Source organism: Pseudomonas putida, assembly GCF_050989985.1.
Classification (GTDB): Bacteria; Pseudomonadota; Gammaproteobacteria; order Pseudomonadales; family Pseudomonadaceae; genus Aquipseudomonas; species Aquipseudomonas putida_AI.
The window spans coordinates 4,475,653-4,488,438 of the sequence record NZ_CP158815.1 but is presented as its reverse complement, the minus strand read 5'-3'; the positions used below and the strand labels follow the sequence as shown (position 1 = coordinate 4,488,438).

Annotated in this window: 10 protein-coding genes and 1 pseudogene; all 11 read left to right on the top strand. The window is 60.7% G+C overall.

Annotated features, from left to right (window positions below; genetic code table 11):
- Window positions 1–651 precede the first annotated feature (651 nt).
- A complete protein-coding gene (locus ABTV29_RS20425; protein WP_433766490.1) occupies window positions 652–1,299 on the top strand; it encodes a hypothetical protein in 648 nt (215 codons plus the stop codon).
- Window positions 1,300–1,613: 314 nt separating this feature from the next.
- Complete coding sequence (locus tag ABTV29_RS20420; RefSeq protein WP_433766489.1) at window positions 1,614–2,531, top strand: LysR substrate-binding domain-containing protein; 918 nt, start codon at window positions 1,614–1,616, stop codon at window positions 2,529–2,531.
- A 265-nt stretch (window positions 2,532–2,796) separates the two neighbouring features.
- Entirely contained in the window at window positions 2,797–3,984 is a 1,188-nt protein-coding gene (locus tag ABTV29_RS20415) for an aromatic ring-hydroxylating oxygenase subunit alpha (protein ID WP_433766488.1), read from the top strand.
- 11 nt (window positions 3,985–3,995) lie between these two features.
- On the top strand, window positions 3,996–5,441 hold the full coding sequence (locus tag ABTV29_RS20410; RefSeq protein ID WP_433766487.1) for an aldehyde dehydrogenase family protein: 1,446 nt from the start codon (window positions 3,996–3,998) through the stop codon (window positions 5,439–5,441).
- A 5-nt stretch (window positions 5,442–5,446) separates the two neighbouring features.
- A pseudogene (locus ABTV29_RS20405) lies at window positions 5,447–5,611 on the top strand (rubredoxin); the annotation flags it as partial.
- Window positions 5,600–6,856, top strand: a complete 1,257-nt coding sequence (locus ABTV29_RS20400; RefSeq protein WP_433771955.1) for an NAD(P)/FAD-dependent oxidoreductase — start codon at window positions 5,600–5,602, stop codon at window positions 6,854–6,856. The pseudogene ABTV29_RS20405 and the gene ABTV29_RS20400, both read left to right, overlap by 12 nt.
- Window positions 6,857–6,866: 10 nt before the next feature.
- Entirely contained in the window at window positions 6,867–8,195 is a 1,329-nt protein-coding gene (locus tag ABTV29_RS20395) for an NAD(P)/FAD-dependent oxidoreductase (RefSeq protein ID WP_433766486.1), read from the top strand.
- The gene (locus ABTV29_RS20390) at window positions 8,192–8,563 is read left to right on the top strand and encodes an ethanolamine utilization protein EutQ (RefSeq protein WP_433766485.1); all 372 of its coding nucleotides are present in this window, start codon (window positions 8,192–8,194) and stop codon (window positions 8,561–8,563) included. Before ABTV29_RS20395 ends, ABTV29_RS20390 begins: the two co-directional genes overlap by 4 nt.
- Before the next feature lie 100 nt (window positions 8,564–8,663).
- Window positions 8,664–9,920, top strand: coding sequence for an MFS transporter (locus ABTV29_RS20385; protein ID WP_433766484.1), 1,257 nt, complete (start codon window positions 8,664–8,666; stop codon window positions 9,918–9,920).
- 322 nt (window positions 9,921–10,242) lie between these two features.
- A complete protein-coding gene (locus ABTV29_RS20380; RefSeq protein ID WP_433766483.1) occupies window positions 10,243–11,895 on the top strand; it encodes a BCCT family transporter in 1,653 nt (550 codons plus the stop codon).
- 632 nt (window positions 11,896–12,527) lie between these two features.
- Window positions 12,528–12,779 carry a DUF2790 domain-containing protein gene (locus ABTV29_RS20375; RefSeq protein WP_433766482.1) on the top strand — a complete coding sequence of 84 codons (252 nt, stop codon included), beginning with the start codon at window positions 12,528–12,530 and terminating at the stop codon, window positions 12,777–12,779.
- Window positions 12,780–12,786 lie beyond the last annotated feature (7 nt).

The following is a 12,786-nucleotide window of genomic DNA, read 5'->3' as shown; positions in this document are numbered from 1 at the left end:
GCCAGGGCCAAAACTCTTACGGATTAAACTTCCGCTTTAAATTCTCAATAATAAGTTAGTTTGTCGTACAAGGATTGTATGCACTTGTTGTGAACTTCGATGTTTTTCAGGATCCAATCCGGAAAAAATAGTATGACTGTTTTAGTTTGGGCGATTTTTAATGAAAGTTGATCCCAGTTGCGTGTGAAATTTTCCCGCAGGCAACTAGTGGATCCAATAAGTCATCTGCGAAAGTCATCTGGATAAGCAGGCCAGCAAGTACGGGCTTCGACGAAGGTCCTAGGCCTTTGGTCCTATGGCAAATCGCCAAAAAATCACCGACCGTCTGTCGGTAGCGCGCCCGAAAAATGAACATTTACGGGCTTAGACCCTCATAGTACGTAGCAAGTCACTTGGTGACATGCGCACCCTCCGGCGGCAAAGAAGTGGAATCCGAACCTCATATGCAGTGAATGCAGATGGGGATTTTTTTACCAAAAAAATTGAGAGGAACTAACTAGCTGTCATTGAGTTTTTAGAGCAAACAATAGGAATTACATAACTAACCTGTTGTTAATTTTCTTGTATAAGCAAGGTCATTCAGAGTCACCACACATAAGAACTCTGTTGATTGGCCTATCTGTACTATCGAATAAGGTGGAGATATTACCCGTGGCGATAAATACAATTATGAGCCTGATCGAACATAAAGAATTCATGGAGTTTTTGCGACTGGGCGTTGTTTACGTTCATCTGGTCGCCTGTTGCGTGGCGATCGGCCTGGTGCTGACAAGTGATATCGCAATGGTCAGGGACATGTTGAAACGCAAGGCACTCACCGACCACGATCACGCGCACATGGAGAGCCTCCAGCGCTCCGTGGTCTGGGCATTGATCGCGCTATGGGTGACGGGAGCTGCCATCATCGGCATCGATTACCTGGACAAGGGCATGCAGTACTTCATGAATCCCAAGCTCCAGGCCAAGGTCATCATTGTCATGATGCTGACTTACAACGGCATCCTGCTGCACCGTCTGGTATTGCCTGCGCTGCAAAAGGCCGGCTCGCTGCTCAAGCTTGGCTTCAGTGCGCGGATGATGGCGCTGTACTGTGGTTCGTTGTCGGCAGTGTCCTGGATGTACGCCGCCATGCTCGGTGTCGGACGTCCGCTGGCCTGGAAATACTCGCTTTCCGAGTTGCTGATGGCCTATCCGGCGCTGATCGTACTGGGCTTTGTGACGATGCTGGTGCTGACCCAGCGCGCCAAGCGCCAGGAAACCCCTGCCGTGCCGCAATGGGTCAATGCGATCGCGCACTGAAGCGATCAGCACAAGAGCCTGACGCGTTGCTGATATAAAAAAAGAGCCTGGCGACAGATTTCGGGAGCGAAGTCGCCAGGCCCTGAAAACTTCAAATAGCAGGCGCCGGCCCGATCCACTTGGTGACGGTCGGCGCCTGTCATTGTTCCAGCGCATCGATTGCGATGAACATCGGTAGCATGTGTTCATCCAGGCTGGTGCCCATCGCGAGCAGACTCCCTCCCACCAAACCGCCCTCTGATCTCGCTGTCCACCTCCAACACCAAAAGCTAAACTCACGCCACAAAACCAAAATAACGACGTGACCTTGCCTGATGAAAATCCACCCGCTACCGCCCCTCAACAGTCTGGTCGCGTTCGAAGCCGCGGCGCGCCACTTGAGTTTCACCCTGGCCGCACAGGAATTGAACGTGACCCAAGGCGCAATCAGTCGACAAGTGCGCCTGCTAGAGGATTACCTGGGCAAGGTCCTGTTCGAGCGCACCACCCGCACCATTCAACTCAGCCCGGCGGCCAGCCGGTACTACGAAACGGTCCGCGCCTCGCTGCTGCAAGTTGCCCAGGCCACCGGCGAAATTCGCCATTGGCAAGGGGCCGAGCAAGTGACGGTGGCCACCAGTACGGCGATGGCTTCGTTGTGGCTGCTGCCCAAGGTGTCCGAATTCCAGCGTGAAAACGAAGAGATCGACCTGCGGATCATTGCCCATGACCAGGTCAAGGATTTCTCGCGGCTCGATTGCGACCTGGCGCTGTATTACTGCAGTACGCCGCCCCGGGACATGCAGGTCACGCCGCTGTTTTCCGAAGAGGTCTACCCGGTGTGCAGCCCGGCGTACCTGGCCAAGCATCCTGCGTTGAGCAAGCCGCAGGACCTGGCGGCCTGTACCTGGCTGGTGCTCGACGACCCGCAGCGTGACTGGCTGGGCTGGGCCGACTGGCTGCAAAGCCAGGGGCTGAAGAACGTCGAGCCCAAGCGCCGGATCAATATCAACAGTTACTCGATGGTGATCCAGTCGGCGCTCAATGGGCAGGGCGTGGCGCTGGCCTGGTCCAACCTGGTCGAGGACTACCTGCAAAGTGGCGCGCTGGTGCGCCCGCTTGAGGCAACCTTGCGTACCGATGCGCAGTTTTGCCTGCTGGAGCCGTTGTCCCGTGGCGGCATGCGGCAGAGCGTCAAACGCTTTCGCAGCTGGTTGATGAATCAGCTTCCGACGCCGCCCACCAACATGTAACAGCCCCGCATTCCCTGTAGGAGCGAGCCCTGCTCGCGATGGAGGCAAACGATAACGCGGGAAACCTGATGCCCCGAGTTGTCTTTGGTTTTTTCGCGAGCATGCTCGCTCCTACAGTTTGTTATTCATGATCAAAAGTCATGAATCCCTCCCGAAATATCGTTTGTCGACCCCCCTCCCGTTTTCCGAAACTTGCCGCCAGCGGACCTGGCCACCAAGCGCCTGCCGATCATTCCAATACCGTGCCCAGCAGGGGAGAACAATAATGACCACCCTCCAACAGATCCCAGTGCAGAACCTCGAAACCGTCCTCAACCCGATCCACGAAGCGACCGGCTTGGGCAACGAGTTCTACACCGAACAGCGCTACTTCGAACTCGAGCGCGACCAGGTCCTGGGCAAGACCTGGGCCTGCGTCGGTTTCGCCAGCGACCTGGCCAAGGCCGGTTCCGTGAAACCAGTGGACTTCATGGGCCTGCCGCTGCTGCTGATGCGCAATCGCGAAGGCCTGGTGCAGGTGTTCCATAACGTTTGCAGCCACCGCGGCATGAAGCTGGTGGAGGAGGCGGGCGAGGTGCAAGGCGTGATTCGCTGCCCTTACCACTCCTGGACCTACGACCTCAACGGCGGCCTGCGCGGCACGCCTCACGTCGGCGGCATCGACCAGCACAAGGACGAGCGTTTCGCCTGTGAAAAACACGGCCTGAAAGCCATCCGCAGCGCGATCTGGATGGACATGGTGTTCATCAACCTGTCGGGTGAAGCACAGCCACTGGAAGAGATGCTCGCCCCCCTGACCGCGCGCTGGAGCCAGTTCCTCGGCGAAGACGGCATGAGCCTGCTGAGCCGCCGCCCGGGTCACGACGCTACCGTGCTGGACATCAACTGCAACTGGAAGCTGGCCGTCGAGAACTACTGCGAGGCCTACCACCTGCCGTGGGTGCACCCGAGCCTGAACTCCTATTCACGCCTGGAAGACCACTACAACATCATCGTCGGCGAACACTTCTCCGGCCAGGGCAGCTACGCCTACAACCTGTCGGACGTGGCTGGCACTCACTTGCCGAAATTCCCTAGCTGGCCTCAGGACCGTCTGCGCAACGCCGAATACGTCGCGTTCTTCCCGAACGTTTTGCTGGGCATCCAGGCTGACCATGCCTTCGCCATGCAGCTCGAACCGGTTTCGCCGGGCCGCACCATCGAGCACCTGCGCCTGTTCTACGTCGGCGACGAAGCCGCGACCAGCGAAGAATTCAGCGCTTGCCGCGATGCAATCCTGGAATCCTGGAAAGTGGTGTTCGCCGAAGACATCAGCTCCGTGGAAGGCATGCAGAAAGGCCGTTACTCCCCGGGCTACAAAGGCGGCGCCTTTTCTCCGGAAATGGACATCCCGACGCACTTCTTCCACCAGTGGGCCGCGCGTCAGCTGCTCGCCACCACCGAATCGGCTTGAGGAGCGGCGCCATGTATCCGATAGCCTCTCACTGGCTCAACTACATCGACGGGCAATGGGTCGACAGCATCCAGCGCCTGACGGTCAACAACCCAGGCACCGCCGAACCGCTGGCGACCATCGCCAAGGCGACCGTGGCCGACGCCGAGCGGGCATTGCAGGCGGCCCGCCGCTGCGCCGACAGCGGCGAGCTGACCCGGGCGCGTCCCGCGCAGCGAGTCACCTGGCTGCTGCGCATCGCCGAGGAAATTCGTGCGGTGGCGGATGAGGGCGCCTGGGTGTTGTGCCAGGAAAACGGCAAGCGCCTGAGCGACGCCAAGGACGAGTTCATCGAAGCGGCGCGCTACTTCGAGTACTACGCCGGCATGGCGGACAAGATCGAGGGCACCTCGATCCCGCTGGGCAACGGCTACATGGACTTCACCCTGTACGACCCGATGGGGGTTTCCGCGCAGATCGTGCCGTGGAACTTCCCGGTGTCGATCTGTGCCCGTTCGCTGGCACCGGCCCTGGCGGCCGGTAACGCGGTGGTCATCAAGTCGCCGGAACTGTCGCCGCTGGGCATGTGCGTGCTGATCCAGGCCATTGCCAAGGCCGGCCTGCCGGACGGCGCGGTCAACCTGATTTGCGGCCGTGGTCGCGAAGTCGGCTCGCATCTGGTCAGCCATCGCGGCGTCGACCAGATCGTGTTCACCGGCTCCGTGCCCACCGGCCAGTCGATTTTGCGCGACGCGGCCCAGCATGCGATTCCGAGCGTGATGGAGTTGGGTGGCAAGTCGGCGGCGATTGCCTTCGCCGATGCCGATCTTCAGCAACTGCTGGCCAGTGTGCAGTTGGGCATCTTCTTCAATGCCGGCCAGGTGTGTTCGGCGATGTCGCGACTGCTGGTGCAGCGCGAGATCTATGAGCAGGTGGTCGAGGCCGTGGTGGCCATGGCCGAGGGCCTCAGTGTCGGCCTGGGCCAGGACAACGCCGACCTCACGCCGGTGGTCAGCGCCGGGCAACTGGCGGGCATCGAAGCCTTGTGCCGCCGGGCCATCGAAGACGGCGCCTTGGCCGTCACCGGTGGCGAAGCCTTCGCCGACCGTGCCGGGCACTTCATGCGCCCGACGGTGTTCCGCGACGTGACGCCCAACATGTGCATTGCCCAGGAAGAGGTGTTCGGACCGGTGTTGGCAATCATGCCGTTCGACACCGAAGAACAGGCCATCGCCATCGCCAACGGCACCGATTTCGGCCTGGTGGCCGGGGTGTTCACCCAGGACATCAGCCGCGCCATGCGCTGCACCCGCCGCCTGAAATCCGGCCAGGTGTTCGTCAACGAGTGGTACGCCGGCGGCATCGAAACACCGTTCGGCGGGGTCGGGTTGTCGGGCTTCGGTCGCGAAAAGGGCCAGGAAGCCTTGTACAGCTACGTGCGCACCAAAAACGTGGCGATTCGGATCGCCGGGGAGTGAACAGCATGTTCAAGACTTGGCTTTGCATCGTTTGCGGTCTGATTTACGACGAAGCGCTGGGCTGGCCCGAGGACGGGATTCTCGCCGGCACCCGCTGGGAAGATGTGCCCGAAGACTGGATCTGCCCGGAATGTCACGTTGGCAAGGCTGATTTCGAGATGCTCGACATCAGTGAGTACACCGAAGCGGCTGCGGTCGCGAGCGTGCCGGTCAGCGCACCGCCGCCAGCAGTAGCGGTACCCGTGGTCGCTGCATTGCCGCGTGGGCCGATCGTCATCATCGGTAGCGGTTATGCCGGTTTGGGCCTGGCCCAGGCATTGCGCAAGGCGGACCCGAAGGTCGAGATCCGCGTGCTGACCCAGGAGTCCGGCCACCTGTATTCCAAGCCCGCGCTGTCCATCGGCCTGTCCCAGGGCAAGAGCGCCGAGGCCTTGTCCGGCGAATCGCCACTGGCCATCGAAAAGCGCCTGGACATCCGCGTTTATCCGCATTGCACGGTGCAGGCCATCGACAGCTCGGCGCGGCGCCTGCGCACCAGCTTCGGTGACATGGAGTACGGCCAGCTGGTGATCGCCAGCGGCGCGCAACCGATCCGCCTGCCGATTCGCGGTGAAGCGGCGGCCATGGTCAGCGTCAACAACCTGCAGGATTACCACGGGTTCCGCGAACGCCTGACCGGCGTCAAGCGGGTGGCGATCCTCGGTGATGGCCTGATTGGCTGCGAGTTCGCCAACGACCTGGCCCACAACGGATTCGAGGTGGACGTCATCGGCCTCGGTCGCTGGCCGATGGAGCGCCTGTTGCCCGCCGAAGCGGGGGAGGTGCTGCAAGCGGCGCTGAGTGATCTGGGGGTCAAGTGGCACCTGCAGAACACCGTGGACGCCATCGAATCGAGCGGGCAGGGCTATGTCTTGAAGCTCGCCGGTGGCCAGGTGCTCAACACGGATCTGGTGCTGTCGGCGGTCGGGCTGCGCCCGGACCTGAGCCTGGCGCAGAGCGCCGGCCTGGCAGTTGGACGCGGCATTCAAGTGAACGCCCAGCTGCAAACGTCGGCACCGGGCATCTACGCCCTGGGCGATTGCATCGAGATCGACGGGCAGTTGCTGCCGTATCTGGCGCCGATCAACCAGGGCATCCAGGCACTGAGCAAAACCCTGCTCGGCCAAACCACCGCTGTCGAGTACCCGCTGATGCCGGTCACCGTGAAAACCCCCGCCGCGCCGCTGTGCCTGTTGGCACCGGCTCAGGCAGGCGAAGGTGAATGGCGCTGCACGCCGACCCAGGATGGCTTGAGCGCCGGATTCTATGACGCCCAAGGCAGGCTCAACGGCTTTGTCCTGTTGGGCCGCCAGGCACAAACCCAGCGCAGCGTATTGCTGCAGTCCTGTCAGAACACTCAGCAGGCTGTCGCCTGAGGCCGCACACATGAAAAATTCGATCAATTTGCCTTTCGACGATGCGAGCTGCGGCTGGTACGCGGCCTTGCCTGAACAACCGGCCTGTACGCGTCTTTCCGGCGAGCAACGTGCCGACTACGCGGTGATCGGGGCGGGCTTTGCCGGCCTGGCCGCCGCCCGCCGCCTGGCCCAGCATCACCCCGAAGCGCGCATCATTTTGGTGGATGCGCAGCGGGTCGCCCATGGCGCCTCGGGGCGCAACTCGGGGTTCGTCATCGACTTGCCGCACAAGTTCGCCCTGGAGCATCCGGACCCGGCACACAAACAGCGCCTGCTGTCGCTCAATCGCGCGGCCATCGCGCAGTTGCAGGGCTTGGTGCAGGAGCATCACATCGATTGCCAGTGGTCCCATGCCGGCAAGTATCAAGGCGCGGTCGGTCCGCGTGGTATGGCTTATCTGGATCACTTCGAGCGGCTGATGACCGACCTGGGCGAACCTTTCCGTCGGGTCGGCACCACGGAGCTGGCCGGCGTGCTGGGCACCCAGCATTACAGCGGCGCGATCTACACCCCTGGCTGCTACCTGATGCAACCGGCGGCACTGGTCACCGGGCTGGCCCGCACGCTGCCGGACAACGTCGAGCTGCTGCAAGAGTCGCCGATCCAGCGTCTGGAGCGTGACGGTCGCGGGGGCTGGATTCTGCATGGCACCAACGGCGTGATCCGCACGCCGCAATTGCTGCTGGGCACCAGCATCTTCACCCAGGAGTTCGGCTATCTGCGCAACCGCCTGCTGCCAGTGATGACCTTCGCCAGCTGGACCCGCCCGCTCACCGATGCGGAACTGGCCACCTACGGCGGTCAACTGGACTGGGGCCTGACCCCGGCGGACCACGCCGGGACCACGGTACGCATGACCCAGGACCGCCGCCTGATCATCCGCAACACCTACAAGCACGTGCCCAAGTACGGCCGCAGCACCAGCGACGGCATGCGCCTGAAGATTCGCGAGTCCCATCGCAAGGCTTTCCAGGCGCGCTTCCCGCAACTGGCCGACGTGCCGTTCAGCCACACCTGGGGCGGGGTTTACGCGATCTCGCGCAACTTCACCAACTTCTTCGGCGAGCTGGAACCGGGCGTCCATGCCTCGGCATGCGACAACGGCGTGGGCGCGGCGTGGGGCACCATCTCCGGCACCTTGCTGGCGGACCTGGCCGTGGGTGCCGACTCCACGCAGTTGAACGACATTCGCGCGGTGACCGGCATGCCGTCGCTCAATCCGCCGGAACCTTTCCTCGGCCTGGGCGTGCGTTCGCGCATTCACCTGGCCGCGTGGAACAGCCGGAGCGAGCTATGAGCACGCCCGGCGAAGGCAAAGGCCGGGTCTTGCGCATCGACCACAAGGATCTGGATTTCACTTTCCGCGGCGGCCCACCCGGCGCCGCCTTTGTGGCCCGGGCCCTGAGCAATGAAATCTCGCCGAACATCGGCGTGGGTTTCGCCCGTTGGGAAGGGGCGCAGGTGGCCTGGACGGTGCTGTATGACGAAGTGATTTTTGTCATCGAGGGCTGCTTCGAGTTGCGGGTCGGCGATGAGCTGTTCGAGGTCACCCCCGGCCAGCTGTTGTGGATTCCGGAAGGCACCGAACTGGTGTACGGCGGGCATGCCTTGTTCGGCTACGTCGTGCATCCGGGCAACTGGAAAGAACTTCACGGCCTGAGCTGAGCCCGCTGTCCTGAAACAAGTGCCCTGAAGCATCTGCCCGGGCGTGTGACCGTGGGTTGCGCGCCCGGATTTCGCATTCTTTTTTTCTGGAATCGACACCGTGTTTGGACTGACGAAGACGTTCGGCGCGCTGTACTTGGCCAGCCTGATGATGCAGCTGGGATCGATGTTGCTGATGACCTGGCTGGCGTTGCGCCTGAATGTACTGGGCGCGGCGGAAACCGCAGGCGGTGCGTTGATGGCTGCCAATGCCCTGGGCATGGTGCTGGGCGGCTGGGTCGGGCGCAGCCTGATCGCGCAGGTGGGACACATACGCACCTTTGCGGCCTGTGCCGGGATCATTGCGGCGGCGGTATTGGCCCACGAATTCAGCACTTGGCTGCCGTTCTGGCTGGTGCTGCGGGCGCTGGTGGGGCTGGCGATGATGTGTCAGCTGATGGTGCTGGAAAGCTGGCTCAACGACCAGGCCAGGACCGAACAGCGCGGCAGGGTCCTGTCGCTGTACATGGTGGCCAGTTACGTCGGCATGATGCTTGGCAATCTGGCCCTGAGCCTGGATGAAGGGCTGGGCATTCGCGTCCTGCTGGGCGTGGCCATGGTCTTCGCCCTGGGTTCGGTGCCGGTGGCCCTGACCCGCAGCATGCACCCGACGGCGGTGCCGGCGGCGTCGATTGATCTGCGCCTGTTCCTGCGCAGGATTCCCCAGTCGCTGGTGACCATTCTGGTGTCGGGCATGCTCAACGGCGCCTTTTATGGTTTGGCCGCGATCTATGCGAGCAAGCAGGGACTGCCCACGGCGCAAGTCGGGCAATTCATGGCCTTGTCCATCGGGGCCGGGCTGTTGGCGCAGTTGCCCCTGGGCTGGCTCTCGGATCGCTTGCCCCGCGCCACCCTGATCCGCGCCGTGGCGCTGTTGTTGATCGTCATCAGCCTGCCGCTGGCGTTCAATTCACATCCTTCGTTTGCCACCTTGCTGTTGTTCGGCGCAGGCGTCGGCTTCCTGCAGTTCTGTCTGTATCCATTGGGCGTGGCGTTGGCCAACGACAATATGGAGCCGGCGCTGCGCGTATCGCTCTCGGGCATGCTGTTGATCACCTTCGGCGTCGGTGCCTGCTTCGGGCCGCTGATCGCCGGCGCGCTGATGGAGCACCTCGGCGCCCCGAGTTTTTACTACTTCTATGCCGCCAGTGCGCTGCTGCTCGCGCTGTGCGTGGGCCAGGCAAAAATCACCGGCAAGCACCTGCAAAAGGATGCGCCGTTGCAGCACCCGGTGACGCCCAACGGGATTGCCAGCTCTAACCTGGTGTCGGTCGCCGAGCCGAGCGACCTGAACTGCAATACACGAGTACCTCTGTAGGAGCGAGCACGCTCGCGAAAAACGCCGGGACACCGCGGGCATTCAGGCCGCCAGCATCATCGTTGACGACCATCGCGAGCATGCTCGCTCCTACAGTTTTTTCTGTGCGTTCAGACAGGTTTTATTGATGCGTTTTTCTCATGAGTCGGTGACTAAATATGGTTTGAACGGTGTTCAGGATTCAATCATCTTGGCGATGCTGCCAAAACCGAGATAGACCTGCAGATAACAGTGACATTGTCCTGGCGTCGGTCGATACCAGGCGATAAACAACCTGCGGAACAGTGATTACACCCTTAAACAAAAACAAAAGGGGAAAACAATGCGTGCTCAATCAGGCATATTGAAAGGCCTTAATCCGACTGTGACAGTGGCTTCCATAATTGGAGTTGTCATATTCGTACTGTTTTGTGCATTTAAAGACGAGCAGGCAGCCAAGGCCTTTGAAATGGCCTCGGCGTTTATTCTGCATAACTTCAAATGGTATTACCTCGCCCTGATCAGTGGCGTACTTGGCCTGCTGCTTTATATCTCCATCAGCCGTTTCGGCAATCTCAAACTGGGCGGCGAACATGACCGGCCCGAGTTCAGCTTCGCTTCCTGGATTGCCATGCTGTTCAGCGCCGGGATGGGCATCGGCCTGATTTTCTGGTCGGTGGCAGAACCCATGCTGCACTACGCCGACAACCCGTTTTCCAAGGGCCTGACCGATGAATCGGCGACCCTGGCCATGCGTATTACCCTGTTCCACTGGGGCCTGCACCCTTGGGCGATCTTCTCCATGATCGGCCTGAGCCTGGCTTACTTCGCCTACCGTAAAGGCCTGCCGCTGGCCCTGCGTTCGCTGCTTTATCCGCTGATTGGCGATCGCATTTATGGCTGGATCGGTCATGTGGTCGACATCATGGGCGTTGTTATTACCGCCTTTGGTGTTTCCCAGTCGCTGGGTTTGGGAGTCGTTCAAATCAATACCGGTCTACATAATGTCTTTGGTGTTCCGATCAGTATTGCCCTGCAGTTATCGATCATTCTGTTTGTCAGTGTCGTGGCGTGTATTTCGCTGGTTGCCGGTTTGTCCAAAGGCATGAAGCGTATATCTACTTTGAATATGTACCTGTCTTTCATCTTGATGTTTGCCGTACTTGCACTAGGGCCAACCCGTTACATCCTTAACTTGATGTTCGAGTCCACCGGTGACTATGTACAAAACATCGTGGGCCTGAGTTTCTGGATGGACACTCAGAAAGACACCGAATGGCAGAACTGGTGGACGGCGTTCTACTGGCCATGGTGGATGACCTGGGGCCCGTTCGTTGGCCTGTTCATTGCGCGTATCTCCAAGGGCCGGACCATCCGCGAACTGGTGATCGGTGCGCTGGTGGTGCCGACCATGGTGACCATCCTGTGGATGTCGGTGTTCGGTGGCGCCGCGCTCAAGCACGAACAGCAGGATCGCCAGGCGTATCAGGCATCGGTCGCCACCCAGCCAGTGACTGCCGGGGTAGAACAACCGAAGTTCGAAGGCGGCACCGTGCTGCTGGCCACCAAGAAAGAAACCACTTCGGCGATGTTCACCCTGCTGCAAACCCTCGATGGCCAGTCCATTGGTGCCGCGCTGTCGATCCTGGTCTGTGTGTTGCTCGGGGTGCATTTCGTGACCACGGCGGATGCCGGGACCCAAGTGCTGTGCACCCTGTGCGCGCTGGGCAGCACCAACCCGCCGAACTGGATCAGGTTGCTGTGGTGCATCCTGGAAGGGGCCATCGCCGCAGGGCTACTGCTGGCGGGTGGGCTCAAGGCCATCCAGATGGCGAGTATTGCGGCGGGGTTACCGATTGCCATGTTGCTGCTGGTGATGTCCTACACCTTGCTGCATAGCCTGCGCCGGGAAATGCCGAGCGTACAGGCCTGGACGCCGGCGCTGGATGTCGTGCCGGAGGTTGCTCAGCGTCGTGAGCCGGCGGTTGCTGCGTAGGCTTGTTGATCGCGTGCTGAAATGGGTTCCGCCCTTACGGCCTGTCATTTGAAGCGTACGCGTTCCCCCTGTAGGAGCGAGCCTGCTCGCGATGGTCGTCAACGATAACGCTGGCGGCCTGACACCCCGCGGTGTTCTGTCGTCCATCGCGAGCAGGCTCGCTCCTACAAGGGACCAGCGCAATCAGGCCGGCCGGTCGGCCGCCTTGCTTTTGATTTTGATCTGCCCCGTCGGAAGGCCGAGTGGAGGTGTTCATCCGGGGGTAAGGCGCGCAGCGCCGTGCGGCGCAGCCGCACACATCGAGAGGAGGTGCAGCGAAGCAAACCGGAGGCGATGCCCCCGGATGAATACCGGAGCGAGGGAACCCTGAGCCTAGGCGAAGGGCCGTACGTCAGGGGATAAAAGCGCTTGGTTACTTGGCGCTTTTCCAAGTAACCCGCCGTAAGGGCGGAACCAATATCAGCCATCACCCAAAAAACGGATATGCCCCCAATCCAAAAAAACCAGGCAATCCACCCAAGGCCATTCCCACGCTTTTTGACAACAGTGTATGTCCAACTCCTCTCTGTTTAGCCCCGTCCCAAAGCCCTAGCATCGTCTCTACCAAAGCAACCAACGAGACGGTGAACAGCATGAACATCTCAAAAATCGCAATGATCCTTGCACTCAGTTGCCTCGGCGCGCAGGCCTTCGCCGAAGAAAACAAATCCCCTGTCGAGACTTACACCTATGGTTCGCACCTGGACATCAAGAAGGTCATCGCCGTATCCGATGTACCCAACGAGTGCGGTCCGGTCCCGGCGCAAATGACTTACGAAGACTCAAAAGGCCAACGCCACGTGGTGCAGTACCAGATCATGGGCAACGGCTGTTCCAACGGTTGATTTGCGT